The following is a 20,364-nucleotide window of genomic DNA, read 5'->3' on the forward strand; positions in this document are numbered from 1 at the left end:
TAAGGAGGACATGTAATGCATTCACAACACCGTCACGATGTACTTGATCAACTAGAAACTTCACGCCACGATGGTTTGACCACTGAAGCAGCCAGCGAAAGACTAACGAAATATGGTTTAAATGAAATGCAGCACGAGCAACGAGAACCTGCTTGGAAAGTGTTTTTAAAATCTTTAACAGAGCCAATTATCATTATCTTGTGGATTGCAATTATCTTAACTTTAATTAGTGCCAGCTATGATTTTTTTGTCAGAAACGATTTTAATCATGGTATGTCTGCGATTTATGAAGGACTCGTTATTCTAGTCGTAATTTTAGTTAATTCTAGCCTCACTTACTGGCAAAAATTAAAGGCTCAGAAATCGCTAGATGCGCTAAGTTCAGATTCGCGGCATCAATCAAATGTGCTCCGGGGTGAAACGTGGCAAAAAATCGACGCCAATCAACTTGTTCCGGGTGATATCGTGGATGTGAAGATGGGAGATTTTATCGAAGCTGATTTACGGTGGCTTTCTGTAAATGAACTCCAGGTTAATGAATCTCATTTAACGGGAGAAGCAGATGCGGTCGACAAGACGCGGGATGCCTTATCTGAAGATACAGAACTGGGGGATCGAACCAATATGGGTTTCTCCGGCTCGACTGTCGTGAACGGAAGTGGCATCGGGGTGGTAACGGCCACGGGGATGCAAACTGAATTAGGAAAAATTGCTGATCTTCTCCAACAAACGAAACAAGAAAAAACACCGATTGAGCGAACTGTGAGTCAATTAACGAAACGGTTAATGGTTGCGGCTGCTGGAGTGGTTGTTGTCGCCATTACGTTTGATTTAGTTAAAGAGTATCTTAATACAAATGCAATCTCGGTTACTGGGTTAATGGACAGTATTTCTGGTGCCATTGCCTTGGCAGTTGCTGCCATTCCCGATTCTATGCCTGTGGTGCTTTCAATTGTTTTAACGATTGGTGCTCGTTCACTTGCCCGCAATAACGGCTTGATTAAGTCACTTAGTAGCGTTGAAACCCTTGGGGCAACGACGTTTATTGCTTCGGATAAAACGGGAACGTTGACCAAGAATGAAATGACGGTTACGCGGTTCTTTTCTAATGGGATAAATTTTGCTGTGGATGGAAATGGGTACGACCCAGTTGGTGAGATTCATTCCGTTAAAGATGGTAAAAATGTGCAAGAATCCGATTTTGTGCCGTTTTTACAAAGCGCCGTTTTAAATAATGAAGCCCAAATTCAGCGTAATGATGCAGGAAACTATGAACCACTGGGCAATCCTACCGATGTGTCTTTGATTGTGTTGGGACGCAAGGCAAAGATTTCACGGGATAAGCTATTAGGCGAAACTGGTGACAAAGATTGTGATATTTTACGCGTGTTTCCGTTTGAAAGTACCCGAAAAATGATGAGCACGGTGGTTAAGATTGGTGAGAACTATCAATTACTCACTAAGGGTGCTCCGGATGTCATTATGCAACATACAAAAGATGCGATTTTCAATAATAGGGCCGTTTCGATTGATGAGGCGGAACAAACGCTTGAAAAACAGATTTCGGATTATGCGAACGATGCGCTGCGAACCATTGCGGTTGCCAAACGAGATTTAACCAAGGACGAGGCATTAAATGCTAACCAAACTGATTTGGAAACAGAACTCACGATGCTGGGAATTGTCGGAATTATTGATCCTCCCCGCCCAGAAGTGAAAAAATCGATCAGAACTTTGCATAAAGCTTCGGTTGAGGTAGTTATGATTACCGGAGATCATGCAGAAACGGCTCGTGCGATTGCTTATCGGCTTGGCCTGGTTAAAGATAAAGAAGGACGGGTCGTTGAAGGCTATGAAATTGAAAAAATGTCTGACGATGACCTGTTTGAGATAGTCCCTGATATTCGAGTTTATGCACGGGTATCTCCGGAACATAAACAACGGATTATTAAAGCTCTCCAAAGGCATAATGAGATTGTTGCTATGACTGGGGATGGTGTGAACGATGCGCCCGCTTTACGTGCTGCCGATATTGGAATTGCAATGGGGATTAATGGGACTGAAGTAACAAAAGATTCTGCCGATCTCATTTTGATGGATGATAAATTTACCACAATCGAAAAATCAGTATCAGCAGGTCGGACGATTTTTGCAAACATCAAAAACTTTATGCGCCAAGAGCTTACAACCAATGTGGCAGAAGTATTATCTATCTTATTGGGAACGTTTTTAATCACTCAACCGATTGGACACGTTTCTGAATTGACACCAACGCTAACTACAATTATGGTTTTGTGGGTTAACATGATTAGTGATTCCTTGCCATCATTTGCGATGGGATACGACGAACCGGAACACGATATTATGGCGGAAAAGCCGCGGGATGTGAAGGAATCATTATTAGCTAAACATCTCTTGTCACGGGTATTAATTCGGGGCTTTGTTATGGGCCTGGCAGTTTTTGTAGCCTTTTATTGGGCTGCAAGTGCAGGAATGCAAACCAACGAAGCTCAAACAATTGCCTTTTTGACATTAGTATTTGGTCAATTGTGGCACGCGTTTGACGCTCGAAGTGCACATACGTTATTTAGACGAAATCCATTCAGTAATCCCTATTTAATTACTATGATTTTGTTTGCAGGAATTTCTTCCCTAGCGATTACAATGTTGCCGTTCTTTAATATGCTGATGGGGACGAGTGCATTGAGCTGGCAATTGTACCTGGCAGTTATTTTCTTGCCAGCAATTCCTACTTTTGTGCTCTCGGGATTAAAGGAAATATTTGGAATTACGATTTGGTAGTGTAGGACAAATGAATTTGGAACAGGATTAAAAGTTGAAAAACTTTTGATTCTGTTTTTTTGTTTAAATATTTTTATATTCAATCACCCAAAAGAACAAACTGGTAGTCATTAATTATCATTTGATTAAAAAGTAAGATAAATAGACTAATTTTACTGTATATTAAGGAAAATACAGCAGCTTTAATTACTTATTAATGATTAATTCGTGTTTTTATACTTAATAAATCTCATTAAGAGCTATTTATTGTCAGACTTAGTATAATCATATAAAATGCTTTGAATAATAATCATATTTTTAATGTAAACCATTGTAAATGATGTTATACTGTGGGCGCTTACAACTATAACTTCAGTTGATTAAGGAAAATGGGGGATTAACATGTTAAAAAAAGATGAGACAAATAAAAGAAAAATGAAATTATTGCGGAGCTCAGTTCAACAAAAAGAACATTATAAGATGTACAAGGCAGGAAAAAGCTGGTTATTTGCTGGAATTACCATTATATTTTTTGGAGCCGGAGTTTCTTTTTGATTACCAGCTGTGAAGGCTGATACTAATTCAAACGCTTCAAGTGAAACAATCTCAATTGATAGTGCGGCAAATACTTCTTCTGACGCGAGTATTACAGATCAAGCATCGTCCTCTTCTACTGCTGATGTAAATAAAAGTGGACCAAGTAGTGAAACTAGTATAGTTGATGCTTCATCTGCAAGTGCAGTTAATTCTGGTGAAACGTCTAATGCAGCGACAAATTCTGAGGAAAAGGTGTCTTCTTCATCTGCCAGCACAAAGGCAACTTCAGTGGCATCTGGGACCAATTCTAGTCAAAGTTCAAGTATGGTGAGTAGTGCTGTTTCGTCTGTAGATAGCTCTGCCACAAGTGGTTCAAGTACAGAAGGATCCGCTGAAGGTAAAACTATTAGCACAAGCGAGGCTACCAATTCTAATGCGACCAGTGCATCAAAGGTTAATGAATCAACAACGACCAACTCAGATGCATTAGCAACCCTAAAAAATAAATTGCCAGCGGACTCCGTTGTTACAACTAAAAAAGATGGGACGGTGGTGATCGCGCTTGCTGTTGGGGCTGATGAAACGGCCGTTAAAGCATTAGTTGCCAAGGCTAATTTGAATTTGCCGGTAGTAATTGAAGCTAAAGATGCGAACGTTGTTGTTCCTAATTTAAATAATGTGACAAATATTAATAAGGCTGGGGAAAAGTATACTGGCACGTCTAGTACAGTCGCACAAGATTTTACAGCGGCCGGAACAGCTACTGTACCAACCGGAAGTGGTTATTCAAGTTTAACCACGAAAGCACAGAATGAATCTGGTTATTTAGTACTAGACAATCAACTTAATTTTAGTTCTGACTTTAGTATTTCAGGGACAATCTATCTTGGAGACAATGTCAGTAATGCAGCCGATGGTCTGACCTTTGTATTTAGCCCAGGTAACCCGTCCTCACTGGGAACTGCCAGTACTGGTGGGAACCTTGGCTTAGGTGGCTTACCTAATTCATTTGGGTTAGCTCTTGACGAACATTATAATAGTGGCACTTACGGCGACTTTGATAACGCAGGCGCCATATTAGGAAACCCTTATTTGACAGCCGCAACTATCTCGTGGCGCACAACCGATAGTACGGGGAAGTTGAACCCTAACACCAGACAGGGACAAGGAAATATTTTTGGCTATGGAAACGTTAGCGCAATTGATAAGACGTCTCAAGTAGTGGCAATGAATAATAACATGATCGATGGAAAAGCACATGCATTTTCCATTTCATATAATGCCACAACTGGCGTATTAACAATTTCTATTCCGGATAATGATAATCAGAATCAAATTTATAAACCAACCGGCGCCACTAGTGCAACCGTTTGGACGCGCACATTGACGGCTGCACAAAAAGTAGGTATGTCATTGTCGATTGCCGCATCCACCGGAGATGACTTTAATGCTTTTGGCGTTCAGATTAATAATTATAGCTATACTAAAGCAACTGCATCGGTAAATTATCAAGAAGTCGACAGTTCAGGCAAAATTTTACCTGGAACGACTAGTCACTCAATTCTTGGTAATATCGGGGACACCATCCAAGTATTTGCGGATCAAGCGAGTGCTAATGCTGCAATCACAGCAGGAACAGCAACTGCAGAATTATCCGTGGTGGCACCAAAAGTCCCTGGATATGTTTTCCAAGGCCCAGTATCCAGCACCGTTATGGTTGGCTCTTCAAATGTGAACTTAGTTTATAACAAGCAAACAGCGGCAGTTACGGTACATTATCAAGATTATGCTGGCAACACCATTTCAAAGGATGCAACGCTGACGGGCTCTTACGGCGATGCAAAAATTAATGGTACAACAACTACTAATCCAGCTGTTCCAACGATTGCCGGATATACGTTTACTGCAACAGATTCAAAGAACCTTCCAGCAACGGTGGTTAATTTTACCGCACTGGATGCCAATGGTAACGTGTTTGCAACCGATGTAGATGGTAAGACTATTACTTCAATTACGCTTTACTATAAAACCAACGCCACAGTGACCCTGAGTGGTACTGAAACCGAGGTTTATACTGGTGTCCAACAAACACCAAAGGCGACTAACTACAAAATTACTTTACCAACTGGTGTCACATATGCTTTGAAGGATAGCGACATTCAATTAGCAAGCGGTGGTATTAATGTTGGCTCATATAATGTTAAATTAAGTCCAACTGGCTTGAGTAATATTACGACTGCCATTGGGACTAACTACGCGATAACTTTCGGCACGGCTACTGGTTCATTTATCATCAAAGCAGCGGACACCAAGGTCACTTTGAGTGGCACTGAAACAGAAATGTACAATGGCGCACAACAAACACCTAAGGCAAGTAACTTTAAGATTACCTTACCAACCGGCGTCACATATACTTTAAAAGATAGTGATGTTCAGGTGGCTAGCGGTGGCATTAATATTGGTACGTATAATGTTGTATTGAGTACGACTGGTAAAGCGGCGATTCAGAACGCAATTACAGCTGCAACTGGGACAAACTATAATGCAGCTACTTTTGAAGCAGCCAATGGGACAACTTTTACAATTACAAAAGCACCGCTTACTGCAACGATTAGTTCCGGTACAAAAGCTTATGATGGTGCAGCAACAGTCACGACACCAACTGTAGCCTATACGGTTCTCTCTGGTAGTATGGTTGCACCCACAATTGCATGGGACGCTAATGATTTTGAGTATCTAGCGGCTGATGGCACAACGGTGGTATCCACGCCAATTAATGCGGGATCATACACGGTTCAATTGAGCGCAGTAGGCCAAGCTAAACTGACAGCGGCGCAAGCTACAAATGGCGCTGCACAAAACTATACGATTACACCAGCCAATGGAACTTATGTAGTGACGGCAGCGACTGCAACGGTTAACTTAGATGGTACCAAACGGTTTCTTATACAGGTTCACGACAGATTCCAAATTTCGGTAACTATACCGTGACATTATCAAACGGGACAGCCTATGTATTGAAAGCTGGAGATATTGCGTTAGTCAGTGGTGGTACTAATGTCGGATCATACAATGTTCAATTAACAAGAACTGGTTTAAACAATATTACGGCGGCCCTTATCGCAGCGACTGGTGGAAATTATAATAATGTAACCCTTGGTAAATCAACTGGGACATTTATCATTACACCAGCAGACACTACTGTGACATTGAGTGGTAATGAAACCGAGACTTATAATGGCAATCAACAAGTTCCAAAGGCCAGCAACTATCGGGTTACGTTACCAACAGGTGTGACGTATGCGTTGAAGGATAGTGACATTCAATTAACAAGCGGCGGTATTAATACTGGCACTTATGATGTCGTATTGAGTGACACTGGTAAATTAGCCATTCAGGCGGCTATCACGGCCGCAACTGGAAATGGTAATTATACAGTTAACTTTGATCTAGCAACGGCACCATTTAATATTTTGGCAGCTAAAACGTCTGCCGAATTAAGTAAGACAGATTTTGTTTACGATGGGACTACGAAAGCAAGTGGTTCAACTGAATTGTACGCAACTGTTGCTGTTAATGGAGGCAATTCTACAGTTAAGGTTGCCTTATCCAATGCAGATGTTGATTTTGTGACGGATGGAACTAATGCTGATACGTATGCTTATAATCTGAATTCTACTGGTTTGGCGACAGTTAATGCTGCACTTGATGGCTTCACTAACGGCAACTATCAATTAGCGGCAACCAGCGATGCGACGACTGGATTAGTAACGATTAATAAAGCCAAAGCAACTATTGACATCACGAGTAATGACAACATCACATATGATGGCAAGACACACAGTTTTGTAATTACAGTCGCTGGCGCAGTTAATGGCGAAATAATTACCTATACACCGGTCAATAATAGCCAGACGCTGGTCGGCCAATATACTGTTACGGCAACTGCTGATCCGAATGCGGTTAATAGCAACTATGAAATTGCTGAAGGCATGGGTTCAATGACAATTGTCAAAGCACCAACGACTCCAGGTGAGATCGTCATCGGGGATGCAAATGGTGAGAACCTCAATAAGACGTATAATGGCAAGACGTTTGATGGCAGCCCTGTAGTCCAAGGACCAGAGAAAGACGTTACGCTAACAACTGCCGACTATGAGTATTTGGACGCTAACGGTGACACTCTTACAGATCCTGTCAATGCTGGCAGTTACACAATTAAACTAACAGAGGCCGGAATTGCAGCTGTGACTGCCGCAAATAGTAATTATGATTTGGGCGACTTAACTACACTGAAGAATACAGCCACAATCAATAAGGCCCCAGCGAAAATTAATATCGTAAGTAATGACAAAATCACGTATGACGGCAATGCCCATAGTTTGGTTATTGAGGTGACTGGAGCAGTAAACGGCGAAACGATCACTTATACGGTTGAAAACAATAGTCACACAGTGGTCGGTCAATATGACGTCAAAGCAACAGCTGCTGTTGATGCTGTTAATAGTAACTATGATATTACGGTTACTAATGGCTCAATGACAATTGAAAAAGCGGTGACACCGTCTGGCGAAATTCATATCGGTGATGCGAATGGAGATGACTTGAGCAAGACGTATGATGGCAAGTCGTTTAGCGATAGCCTCGTAGTTCAAGGCCCAGAGAAAAACGTTACTTTAACAGCTGGGGAGTACGCGTATTACGATAAAGATGGCAAAGAAGTGACGGATCCAGTTAATGCAGGAAATTACACGATCAAATTAACTGAAGCCGGGATCCAAGCGGTCACAAATGCCAATAGTAATTATGACTTGGGAGATTTGAAGACGCTTGTTAATAATGCCACAATCCAAAAAGCACAGGCTAGCATCAATATCACCAGTGACAATAACATCACGTATGATGGTTCTTCACATAGCTTAAAAATTGAGGTAACTGGTGCGGTAAATGGTGAAACAATCACTTATACAGTTGACAACAATAGTCACACAGCGGTCGGTCAATATAATGTGACGGCCAACGGCGATGGTAGCTTGGTCAACAGTAACTATGAGATTACCAATGGCAAAGGCTCAATGACAATTGTTAAAGCCCCAACAATGCCTGGTGAAATTACGATTGGTGATGCGAACGGCAACGATCTCAGTAAAACATACGATGGCAAGTCGTTTAGCTCGAATCCAGTAGTTCAAGGACCAGAGGCGGATGTTACCTTAGAGGCCGGTGAGTATGCCTATTACAACCAAGACGGTACTGAAGTTACAAATCCAGTTAATGCGGGTGAATATACAATTAACCTAACTTCAAGTGGCGTGGCCAAAGTTAAAGTAGCTAACAGTAACTACGAGTTGGGTGACTTAACCGAGGTGGTTAACAAAGCCACAATCCAAAAAGCGAAGGCTAGTATCAATATCACCAGTGATGATAACATCACGTATGATGGTTCTTCACATAGTTTAGATATTGAGGTGACTGGTGCGGTAAATGGTGAAACGATCACTTATACAGTTGACAACAATAGCCACACAGCGGTTGGTCAATATGACGTGACAGCCAACACTGATGATAGTTCGGTCAATAGTAACTATGAGATTACCAGTGGTAAAGGTTCAATGACGATTGTTAAATCCCCAACAAAGCCTGGTGAAATTAAGATTGGCGATGTGAATGGAGAAGATCTCAGTAAAACTTATGATGGTAAGACATTTAGTGGGAGCCTTGTAGTTCAAGGGCCAGAGAATGACGTCATCTTAACAACTGGAGAGTATGCATTTCACGATAAAGGCGGTAATGAAGTTACAAATCCAGTTAACGCAGGAGATTACACGATTAAGTTAACTAAGTCTGGAATCACTGCGGTCACAGATGCCAATAGTAACTATGATGTAGGCGACTTAACTGAAGTGGTCAACAAAGCCACGATCCAAAAAGCAAAGGCTAGCATCAACATTACCAGTGATAATCATGTTGTGTACAATGGCGATGCACATAGTTTGAAGATTGAAGTCACTGGTGCAGTAAATGGTGAAACCATCACCTATACAACTGTTAATAATAGTCACACATCAGTTGGCCAATACGATGTGACAGCAAGCGCCGATAAGGATAATGCAGTTAACAGCAACTATGAAATTACGGCAGGCTCTGGCTCAATGACGATTGTTAAAGCACCAACGACACCTGGCGAAATCATCATCGGTAATGCAAATGGTAATGATTTAAGCAAGACGTATGATGGCAAAACGTTTGGTGAAAGTCCCGTGGTTCAGGGACCGGAAAAGGATGTTATTTTAACAAGTGACGAATACGAATATTTGGACGTTGAAGGTAAGGTTGTTACAGATCCAGTTAATGCCGGTGATTACACGATTAAACTGACTGAGGCTGGGATTAAAACGGTCACGGATGCGAACAGTGACTACGATTTAGGTGATTTAAGTCCTTTGACGAATGAGGCTACGATCCGAAAAGCACCAGCGAAAATTAATATCGTAAGCAATGACAATATCACATACGATGGCGATACACATAGCATAGATATTGAGGTAACGGGCGCAGTATACGGTGAGACGATCACATATACAGCTAAAAACAACAGTCAGATAACAATCGGTCACTATGAGGTTACGGCCAGTGCCGATGATAATGAAGTTAACAGCAACTATGAGATTACTCCTGGCAAGGGCTCAATGACGATTGTTAAAGCCCCAACAACAGGTGAAATCACTATCGGTAATGCGGACGGAGAAGATCTCAGTAAAACTTATGATGGTAAGACGTTTAGTGGGAATCCTGTTGTTCAAGGACCAGAGAATGACGTCATCTTAACAACTGGAGAGTATGTATTTTACGATAAGGATGGTAATGAAGTAAAAGATCCAGTTAACGCAGGCGACTACACGATTAAATTAACTGAGTCTGGGATCACAGCAGTCACTAATGCCAATAATGGTTACGACTTAGGTGATTTAAGTGCGATTGTCAACAAAGCCACAATTAGTAAAGCTAAAGCAACTTTGACTGTCACAAGTAATGATGAGATTACGTATGATGGGAAGGCACATAGCTTAGACGTTGCGACTGAAGGTGCCGTTAATGGGGAAACCATCACCTATACAACTGATCACAACAGCAATACCAATGTTGGTCAATATGATGTGACGGTAACCGCTGATAAAAATGATGTCAACGATAACTATGACATTACAGTCGTGAAAGGCTCAATGACGATTATCAAAGCAACGACCCCAGAGGGTGAGATTAGTATTGGCAATGCCAAAGGAGAAAATCTTAAAAAGACCTATGATGGAAAGTCGTTTGGTGAAAGTCCAGTGGTTCAAGGACCTGAAGCCGATGTTACTTTAAGAGATGGCGACTACGAATATTTCGATGCCAACGGTAATGTGGTTAAAGATCCTACAAACGCAGGCGATTACACCGTTAAACTAACTGCAGCTGGAATTAAAGCGGTCGCGGATGCCAATAGTAACTATGATTTAGGCGATCTAACCACGCTTGTCAACAAAGCCACAATTAGTAAAGCCAAAGCAACTTTAACCGTCACAAGTAATGATGAGATTACGTATGATGGGGAGGCGCATAGCTTAGACGTTGTGACAGAAGGTGCAGTGAATGGTGAAACCATCACTTATACCACCGGCAACAATGAGCATACGACGGTCGGTCAGTATGATGTGACGGTAACCGCTGATAAAAATGATGTCAACAGCAACTACGACATTACAGTTACTGGTGGTTCGATGACAATTGTGAAAGCCACAACGTCAGACGGCAAAATTAGTATTGGGGATGCTCAAGGTGACAATTTGAGTAAGACGTATGATGGCAAGACGTTTGCTGATAGTCCAGTTGTGCAAGGTCCTGAAAATAATGTGACGTTAGCAGTTGGCGACTATGCTTATTATGATAAAAATGGTAAAGAAGTCACTGACCCAGTTAATGCGGACGACTATCAAATTAAGCTAACAGCAAGTGGGATTGATAAAGTTAAATCGGCTAATAGTAACTATGATTTAGGCGATCTAACCACGCTTGTCAGCAAAGCCACAATTAGTAAAGCCCAAGCAACTTTAACCGTCACAAGTAATGATGACATTACGTACAATGGTCAAGCTCATAGTTTAGACGTTGTGACTGAAGGTGCCGTTGAAGGCGAAACCATCACCTATACAACTGGTAATAATAGTCACACGAATGTTGGCCATTATGATGTGACTGTGAAAGCTGATGATAATGAAGTTAACAGTAACTATGACATTACCGTGAGTGGTGGTTCGATGACAATTGTAAAGGCTGGCACCACACCAGGTGAAACGACCACACAAGTTAAGGTGAATGACGCTTCATCAAATTATGGCGAAAGTTCACCAGACTTTACTATCACGATCGGGTCGGATCTTAAGAATCCAGGCAACTTAACAAACTCTGATTTTGTCTTTGTAGATAAAGCCACAGGTAAAGAGGTTGACGGGGTCCCAATAAACGTTGGTGATTATCAAGTTAGTTTGAACGATAGTGGTAAAGCTAAAGTATCAGCTGCTAATCCAAACTATGATCTTACCGATGGCGACTTTATCAGTGGCACTTACACGATTAAAGATGTCATTACCCACAGTAAAATTACTGTAAACCAGACCGTTCACTATACCGGCGCTGGAGTAAGGACACCTGCTGATAAAACTCAGTCAATCGTTTACGATGTCGCAACAAGCAAGGCCACTGGTGAATCAGTTTACACACCAGAATCTGGCTATGCTGCAGTTAAAACGCCTGACATTAACGGGTTTACCAACAGTGGTGATGTGGCTGGGTATACACCGGCAACAACGACTAATAAGCCGACCGATTCAACTGTGACGGTTACCTACAAACCAACCAATAACCTCGAGTATAGTGAAATTACGGTTACTCGAACCGTTCACTATGAAGGGGCTGGTAAGCAGACACCTCATGATGTGATTGAAAACGTTGTTTACAAGGTAGTCACTAACAAGACAACTGGGGAAGTTTCCTATACACCTCAAGGAGTTTATGAGGCTGTTGCAACGCCAGACTTGTCTGGATACACGAACAGTGGTGATGTAGCTGAGTCCATTCCGACAGCCACAATGAATAAACCAGAAGATAGTTTAGTAGTTGTTCAGTACAAGAAGATTTCTGGTGGCGATGGAACAAACCCTGGAAATCCTTCTAACCCTGGTGAAGGTGGCAACAAACCTGATAATCCTGGTGGAAACCATAAGCCAGGTAATGGTGGGACAACGCCTAATGTGCCAACAACTCCTGGAACGGGTTCTGGATCTGGAAAAGATACTTCGGGTGTAAGTATCGATAATGTTAAGTATTCAAACGCTAAAGGTAAGGCGGACAAAGACATCCCAGTTGTTAAAGCTGGTGTGTTACCACAAACTGATGAACAACATGAAAATGGTGCGTCAGTAATTGGGATGATAATCTTAAGTGGTTTCCTAGCATTGTTTGGATTGAAACGTCGGAAACATGATGATGAAGAGTAAAATTGGATAAATAAGGTTAAAGCAGACCTAGAAGTTGAGCGACTTCTAGGTCTGCTTTTTTAGTAGTTATTTTTAAAAAAATTCAAAAAAAGAAGCATATCCGTAGTGAGATTATCTCTCAAGATTCGATACGTTTCTGGTTAAACTATTTCATTATTTGTACATGTATTCTCTAGTCATTGGCAATACATTGCTGCTTGCGCCAGTCCCTTTTGTTAATAAGTACTGGATGACATCGATATTGCCGGATTCAAATGATGCGGAACATGCTTGCAGATAAAGATCCCACATGCGCACGAAGCGTTCGTCAAACATTTCTTTGACCTCTTCGCGATGTTCATTGAAATTCTTATCCCAGATTTCCGTGGTTTTTTGATAATGACGACGTAAAGGTTCCAGATCGTCAATCTGCAAACCATTTTCGATAATATGGTGAATGTTTTCTTCCAAGCCTGGCACATAGCCACCTGGGAAAATCCATTTGTTTAACCAACCATTATTAGCGCCACCTTGTTGACGAGTGATACCGTGAATCAAAGCCACACCGTCAGTTTTAAGGTAGTCAGCGACACATTTGAAGTAAGTTTGGAGATTCTCTTTACCTACATGTTCAAACATACCAACACTAGTTATGTAGTCGAATTGTTCGTCTTTGATTTCGCGATAATCTTGTAAACGAACTTCAGCCACATTCTCTAAACCTTCATCTTTGATCTTTTGGTTGACCAAGTTGAATTGTTCTTGAGAAAGGGTCACACCAACCACACGTAAGTCGTATTCCTTAGCGGCGGTTAGCATTAAAGTTCCCCAACCACAGCCAATATCCAAAAGAGTTCGCCGAGGTTGCGGGTTCAATTTATTTAAAATATGGTGAACTTTATTAATTTGTGCCGTTTCGAGGTTATCTGTATCTTTTTCGAAATACGCACATGAATAAGTCATCGTTGGATCTAGCCATAAATTATAGAAGTTATTTCCGATGTCATAGTGATTCTGAACATCTTCTTTACTTTCTTTTTCATCATGTTTCTGTTTGGGAAGAAAGTGAATAAACTTCTTATCATGGAAAAAGCTGCCTGCTGTTTCGTAAGCCGAAGTTAATAAGGCCTGGATACTTCCGTCAATTTCAATTCGGCCATCCATAAAGGCTTCGCCAAGGGCAATAGAAGCGTTGTTAATAACTTGCTTGATTGGGACTGCTTCATTGATGGTAATGGTAACCTCTGGAGTAGCATCTCCATATACTTCAGAACTACCATCCCAATAATTAACTTTGATTGGGATATTGAAAGAGTGCTTAAAAAACGTCTTGTAAAATTTCTTTTCTAACATCAATTCGGGTCCTTTCTTATTGAATGCAATCATAAACAAGACTATTATACGCTCTCGGATTTAATTTTTCGAATGTTAAGTTTTATTAGGAATCTTGAAAACGGATTTTTTATTTGAGAACATGATATAATTAATCGTACTGTTGATTGAATTTAGAGTTAATGTAATTGGGGGTGGCACGTTTGAAAAAATGGACATGGGTAATTGTGACATTTGTGGTGATTTTGATAGTTGGAGGCTATGCATTTTCACGACATCAATCTATTGAGAACCAATATCATTTAGAGATGGAGAATGCGGCAGCGGCTATTAAAGATAACAACTACACGGCTGCAGAAAACTACTTTCAGTCCGCTTTGACGCGGAGAAATAGTGATCCAACCGCAACCAATCGGTTGAAACAAACCAAAACATTTGTAAATGGAATGGATCAGCTTGAGAACCATCATTTTTCAGCTTCAAAGAGAACTTTTGCACGGGTTTATAAAATTCACAAAGGTTCAGAAGTTTTAAATGAGCGGGCCCACAAGAAGATTAAAGAGATTGAAGTTGTTCAAAAAAATGTCACTAAATATAATAAAACTTTGGACTATGCGCGGGAATTAAATCAGGCGCAATCGTTTGAACTCTCAAATGAACAATTGGATACTTTATTTAATACCAAGGAGTTCAAAAAGGGATACTATAGTTCAATTTGGAAATCAGCTAAGGCTTTGCAAAAGAGCAATAAAACTGGTTTAGCACAAGCTGTGATGCCCGGGTCAACAAACGGCAATCCGCAGAGCAGTGCAACAAGTGAGAGTAGTACATCTGGGACAGATTCGAAGAGTGGTAACGGAACCGTTTCGAGTTTGCCTAAGCCTAATTTAAGTTCTTCTGAACAACAAGCGGCCGATAATTATTCAGGTAGTAATGAATATACGGTGACGAAGAAAGACACTGAACTGAACGGCCAAGTAATTAGTCAGGCGCAAATAACGCAGGCACGCCAGGATCTAGGCAATAGAGCGGGCCAGTTTAGTGACCAAGACATTCGAAATTTGATTAAAGAAGCTAAGCAAAAGGGCATTTCTGTGAGTGAAGCGGCTAATAACCAGTAAGATAGGTAATTAAATTAAGTTAAACGTTTGATATAGGGACTGCAAAAAGTTTCGTTTTAGTGTAAAATAGCAAATGTAAACTTAAAAAAGAAAGAGGTTTTCATACATTATGGCAAAATTAGTATTAATCCGTCATGGTCAAAGTGAATGGAACTTATCTAACCAATTTACTGGTTGGGTAGACGTTGACTTGAGCGAAAAAGGCGTTGAACAAGCAAAGAATGCTGGTAAGTTAATCAAGGCACAAGGCATTGAATTCGACTATGCTTTCACTTCAGTATTAACTCGTGCAATCAAGACTTTGCATTATGCTTTGGAAGAATCCGACCAACTTTGGATTCCAGAAGTTAAGAGCTGGCGCTTAAACGAACGTCATTACGGTGCTTTACAAGGCCAAAACAAGGCTGAAGCAGCTAAAAAATGGGGCGACGAACAGGTTCATATCTGGCGTCGTTCATACGATACTTTGCCTCCATTGTTGGACAAAGATGCTGAAGGTTCAGCAGCAAATGATCGTCGTTACGCTAACTTAGACCCACGCATGATTCCTGGTGGTGAAAACCTTAAAGTTACTTTGGAACGTGTTATTCCTTTCTGGGAAGACGAAATCGCTCCTAAGTTATTAGACGGCAAGAATGTTATCATTGCTGCCCACGGTAACTCATTACGTGCTTTAAGCAAGTATATCGAAAACATTTCAGACGAAGATATCATGAATCTTGAAATGGCAACTGGTGAACCAGTTGTTTATGACTTCAACGACAAACTTGAAGTTCAAGGCAAGACTAAATTAGACTAATTCTGAACAAATCAATAGACATTCTCTTTTTACAGAGAATGTCTATTTTTTTATTTCCGCTGGATTTTAGCAGTTATTTGTTTTCTGAGTACTGTTACTAACTGTTTAAGTGCTTTTAATGTACTGCATATATAAATAAAAATTGATGCCACTCCGTTTAGTATGGGTTTCAGGGACACGCTTAAACACTTGGTAATTAAGGGTCTCGTATAATCGAACGGCATTAACATTCGTATCAGCGACTTCAAGTACGTATTTTTTAAAGGGCGTGTTTTCATGAATATATTTGATGATTTGGGTAGCGACTCCCTGACCACGGTGATTTTTAGAAGTTGCAACAAATTCGATAGTTCCCATGTTTGACGTAATTTCAAACGGATATGGTTTTACTTCAAATTCCTTTTTTAATATTTTGTATGCAAGTGTTCCCATAAAAATGCCCAAATGAACGCGGAGTTCATGTTGATCTAATTGGATTGAATGAATAATTCCGTCAGTACAAGCTGCAAACCCCAAGATATTTTCGTTTTCAACTGCTGCATAGAACACCTCTGGATTAAAAGCGTGAGCAAAGGCTTTTGCTAATTTAGTTTTATCTTTGGAAAAAAACTTTAGCCATTGGTAGAAACCTTCTACGAAAATTTCGCTGATCGCAGGTCTGAGATCTATATTGGTAGCATTTAATTTAATAATTTTCATGGTAAGTGTCCCTCACATGGAAAAATCTGAATTGTTTCTGACAGAATACCATCTTTATCAAAAAACATAAAATAAAATGCAAAGTAGTAAAATATCACGGCTGGTTAACAGTTAAGTGTGTCCATGAACTACAAAAAAGATAATTACACCTAGAATTTATACTTTAAAAAGTGATACCCTATATCATAGGGGAGATATAATATTATTATGAAAAAATTAGCAGTTTATTTTAGCACTATCTTAGTGTTATTTGGGTTGGTTTATACATATCAAGTAGTTAGCGTGCGTGCTTCAACAACGGACGCCTCAAGTTCTTCAGTTTCAAGTGAATCTTCATCCGCACCGGAAGCAAGCAGTTCATCTGCGTCATCAAGTGAATCTTCGTCTGAATCAGTGACGCCTAATTTGAATCTTACCGGTAATACCACGGTTATCATTGGGGCTAGTGACTAATTGAAAGGTACTGTGACAAACGTCAAGAATGCCAAACTGGTCTGGACTTCAAGTCGCTCTGATGTGGCCACGGTTACGCAAAAAGGACTTGTTGTGGGTAAAAAGGCCGGGAAGACAACTGTCACACTTTCTTATCAAGGCCAAACAAAACAAATTGTGATCACAGTTCCTAAAACAAAACTGAGTATTACCGGGGGCTCGACGGTTAATGTCGGGGCCACAAAACAGTTAAAAAGTAAGATTACCAATGTGAAAAATGCACGATTTACGTGGCGTTCCAGTCGCACTAGTGTTGCTACAATTACGCAAAAGGGTCTTATTAAGGGGGAAAAAGCTGGGACAACGACAATTGCCGTTACTTGTCAGGGAGTCACAAAGAAAATTACAGTAAAAGTTTCTCAACAAACTAACGCAACCTTGAACTCGTTATTTAAAAAAGCTGGCAAAGGTAAGACAATTACATTGGTTGGCAATTTTAAAATGAGTGGCAATGTTAAATTACCTACAAAAGCTAATGTACATATCAACGCCACTAAAGCTACTTTCACCGGAAAAGCCGGCTTCTTTTATGGCGTCCTTACGAGTGGCTTGAATTGGAAAGGCGGCACATTTTACAGGGGCGGGCATGAATTCCGTTTACTACGGACTACCAAAGCCACCTTTAACGGACTAACCTTTCACCAAGCATGTGGAATCGGCGGGCATATATTTGACTTAATGGGTTGTTCGCATATCACAATTACTAAAAGTCATTTTTATGGATACGGGCACACATTGAGTACTAAAGTGATGCGGGAAAACGGGAATCATGGCGAGTATGGCGAGTCAATTCAGACTGATTATGCGAATTATAATAGCGGCGGTCCGGGTTTTAATAAGTATGGGAAAGGCCATTTTAGCGGGACGCCATCAACCTACATTACGGTTACCCATAATACCTGGGCACCAGAATATAGCGGAAAAAAGTTAGTTTCGTTGGCGCAGGTTGCAATTGGGCAACACGATACAATTAGTAGTAACCGTCGCATGATCGCTCACGTGACTTTCTCCTACAATACTGTTAAGAATGCTGTGCGTTTAAGTGGAATGGGGTCCGATGTCACTTATTTCGGGGCGCCGGTGCATTTTGAATCGTCCAAATCGTTAACGATTACCCATAACACCTTCAACACGACATTAAAACGTGCGCGTCCAGAAAATAATATTATCATCTCGAATCAATATGGGCATATGCCCCATACGACCTCTGTTGCAATTCAGAGTAATTCGTTTACGGGTTATCATGTCAGTCGATCTGCAATTCAATTGTACGCACGAAAAGGTCACTCGATTAAGAGTGTCAAAGTTAAATACAATGCAAGACATGGGATGCGTTTAATTAAGCGCTATGGAAATACGAAAGTTAGTTATTAGAAGATAAAAAAAGGCCTTCACTGAATTTTCAGTGGAGGTCTTTTGAAACCTATTTGTTAAGCTAAAACTTTTTTCAAAACTTCAGCAAATCCTTCTGGTAATTGGGCATAACCCAAGTGACCACCAGGGATTTGGGTAACGGGAACATTTACCTTAGTTGCAATGTCTGTGGTAACTTCTACGGGGAAGGAGTTATTTGAGCCAGTTCCAGCAAAGAAAACAAGTTTATCGCGATTCTTTTCGAAGATTGAAAAATCAATTTTACGACTGGTATACTGACGGATTTCGTTTTCAAACCAAAATGCTTGGCTACGAGTTTTGGGATCATCAGCATTCTTAGCAGCATTTTTAATATCACCAATGTTTGTTGCTGGTTTGGACATCATTTTTGCATCAATGGCACCAATGCGCATGAACTTACCAAATTCCTTCATAGCTGCCATCATGCCATCTTTTTGAGCAATATCGACAACAGTTTGGTTGTTAGCTTGCTGTTGCTCAGAATCTGATAAGAAGACATTAATTGGTGATTCGTGGATCAAAGCTTTTTTGAAAATTTCAGGATAATCCTGTAAAGTTTCCATCACCACGATCGAACCAGAGCTACTTCCAAGAATTGAAACGGGTCCGTCACTAACCTCTTTTGCCAAGGCTGCTAAGTCACTCGCGTCGGTCTTGATCCGGTAAGTGTCATGAGGATCACTAATACCATCAGGTAAAGGCTTGGTTAGTTCACTTTTACCATAGTTACGGCGATCGTACATCACAACTTTATAACTGTCCTTCAAATATTCAGCAGCATGACTGAAAATATCACCTGTTCCGTTGGCACCAGGAACGAAGATTAAAACAGGACCTTCGCCAACTGTTTCATAATGTAATGTTGCACCATCTAATTTTAATTCACTCATATTAAAAATCCCCCTTGAATTTATTTAAGTTCATCTAATAATTGTTTACCATTTTTATAGAAAATCATTTGTTTTGTTGCTTCAGACAAGAGACCGGTATTTTCTAGTTCTTTGGTCAGTTGAACAACCTGTGCTGCAGGTGTATATGGCGCATCGGTAGCGTACAATAAGTGAGTAGGATCTGAAACTTGTTGTAATACTGGTAGTTGATGTGGTAAAACCATGCCGGCAACATCGAAATATTGGGTTGCCAAAACGGTGGCCAAGTCTACTTGCTCGTCTTTCAAATTAGGATTAAGCTTTTGAGCTAAAGCGAGTCGATCCGAAATGACTGGTAATAATGAACCAGCATGGGGGATAATAAACTTAATGTTTGGATAGCGATTGAAAACATTATGCATCACCATGTTGGTCACAGCCCGCGTTGTATCAAAGAAAAATTCCATGATTGGGGCAGGAATATCACTGTTTACATCCTTTGCGAGTGGTTTAGGCTCGTTAGGATGTAACATAACAAGTGTTTTTTGTTCATTTAATTTTTCCATAATGGGATCTAAACTTGGATCACCGAGGTAAGTACCATTTGCATTAGTTGGTAAGGTAAATCCACTTGCCTGGTTTGTTCGAGCACGGTCGATTTCAGCAATACTTTCGTCAACATAAGGTAAGGGCAAAGTGGCTGCGAACCCAATTTTATCTGGGTAAGCTTTACTTTGTTCAGCACCGTATTCATTAACCTCAGTTGCTAGTTCACTTGTTAGGCCAGCATCATTCGTATTTGAAACATGTGGTGAAGAGGCCAT

At 40.6% G+C, this 20,364-nt stretch carries 12 protein-coding genes; 8 read left to right on the plus strand and 4 right to left on the minus strand.

Annotated elements, in window-relative coordinates; all coding sequences use genetic code 11:
• The first annotated feature begins 15 nt into the window (after positions 1–15).
• The 4 genes from ACLHK8_RS07545 (at position 16) to ACLHK8_RS07560 (ending at position 12,854) form a co-directional block, all read left to right on the plus strand.
• Positions 16–2,802, plus strand: a complete 2,787-nt coding sequence (locus tag ACLHK8_RS07545; RefSeq protein WP_063698617.1) for a cation-translocating P-type ATPase — start codon at positions 16–18, stop codon at positions 2,800–2,802.
• 381 nt (positions 2,803–3,183) lie between these two features.
• The gene (locus ACLHK8_RS07550; RefSeq protein ID WP_105782228.1) at positions 3,184–3,336 is read left to right on the plus strand and encodes a KxYKxGKxW signal peptide domain-containing protein; all 153 of its coding nucleotides are present in this window, start codon (positions 3,184–3,186) and stop codon (positions 3,334–3,336) included.
• A gap of 9 nt (positions 3,337–3,345) precedes the next feature.
• Positions 3,346–6,309 carry an MBG domain-containing protein gene (locus ACLHK8_RS07555; RefSeq protein ID WP_063698615.1) on the plus strand — a complete coding sequence of 988 codons (2,964 nt, stop codon included), beginning with the start codon at positions 3,346–3,348 and terminating at the stop codon, positions 6,307–6,309.
• Positions 6,306–12,854 (plus strand): MBG domain-containing protein, encoded by a 6,549-nt coding sequence (locus ACLHK8_RS07560; RefSeq protein WP_434520268.1) that lies wholly within the window; start codon positions 6,306–6,308, stop codon positions 12,852–12,854. The genes ACLHK8_RS07555 and ACLHK8_RS07560 overlap by 4 nt, the downstream gene beginning before the upstream one ends.
• A gap of 153 nt (positions 12,855–13,007) precedes the next feature.
• On the opposite strand, the gene ACLHK8_RS07565 is transcribed toward ACLHK8_RS07560, so the two are convergent.
• Positions 13,008–14,186, minus strand: coding sequence for an SAM-dependent methyltransferase (locus tag ACLHK8_RS07565; protein ID WP_063698611.1), 1,179 nt, complete (start codon positions 14,184–14,186; stop codon positions 13,008–13,010).
• A gap of 182 nt (positions 14,187–14,368) precedes the next feature.
• On the opposite strand from ACLHK8_RS07565, the gene ACLHK8_RS07570 reads away from it, so the two are divergent.
• Both ACLHK8_RS07570 and ACLHK8_RS07575 read left to right on the plus strand, forming a co-directional pair.
• Positions 14,369–15,286 carry a hypothetical protein gene (locus ACLHK8_RS07570; protein WP_434520269.1) on the plus strand — a complete coding sequence of 306 codons (918 nt, stop codon included), beginning with the start codon at positions 14,369–14,371 and terminating at the stop codon, positions 15,284–15,286.
• A 109-nt stretch (positions 15,287–15,395) separates the two neighbouring features.
• Positions 15,396–16,085, plus strand: coding sequence for a 2,3-diphosphoglycerate-dependent phosphoglycerate mutase (locus ACLHK8_RS07575; protein WP_057774050.1), 690 nt, complete (start codon positions 15,396–15,398; stop codon positions 16,083–16,085).
• Between the two features lie 105 nt (positions 16,086–16,190).
• On the opposite strand, the gene ACLHK8_RS07580 is transcribed toward ACLHK8_RS07575, so the two are convergent.
• A complete protein-coding gene (locus ACLHK8_RS07580) occupies positions 16,191–16,784 on the minus strand; it encodes a GNAT family N-acetyltransferase (protein ID WP_057774052.1) in 594 nt (197 codons plus the stop codon).
• Positions 16,785–16,991: 207 nt separating this feature from the next.
• On the opposite strand from ACLHK8_RS07580, the gene ACLHK8_RS07585 reads away from it, so the two are divergent.
• Entirely contained in the window at positions 16,992–17,237 is a 246-nt protein-coding gene (locus ACLHK8_RS07585; RefSeq protein WP_057774054.1) for a hypothetical protein, read from the plus strand.
• Positions 17,238–18,650, plus strand: coding sequence for an Ig-like domain-containing protein (locus ACLHK8_RS07590; RefSeq protein ID WP_434520270.1), 1,413 nt, complete (start codon positions 17,238–17,240; stop codon positions 18,648–18,650).
• Between the two features lie 56 nt (positions 18,651–18,706).
• Here the strand turns inward: ACLHK8_RS07590 and ACLHK8_RS07595 are convergent, their stop codons facing one another.
• Positions 18,707–19,561 carry an alpha/beta fold hydrolase gene (locus ACLHK8_RS07595; RefSeq protein WP_434520271.1) on the minus strand — a complete coding sequence of 285 codons (855 nt, stop codon included), beginning with the start codon at positions 19,559–19,561 and terminating at the stop codon, positions 18,707–18,709.
• A 20-nt stretch (positions 19,562–19,581) separates the two neighbouring features.
• Positions 19,582–20,364, minus strand: a complete 783-nt coding sequence (locus tag ACLHK8_RS07600) for an amidohydrolase family protein (protein WP_057774059.1) — start codon at positions 20,362–20,364, stop codon at positions 19,582–19,584.

Origin of the sequence: Pediococcus sp. M21F004 (assembly GCF_051122535.1) — a bacterium.
GTDB lineage: Bacteria > Bacillota > Bacilli > Lactobacillales > Lactobacillaceae > Pediococcus > Pediococcus inopinatus.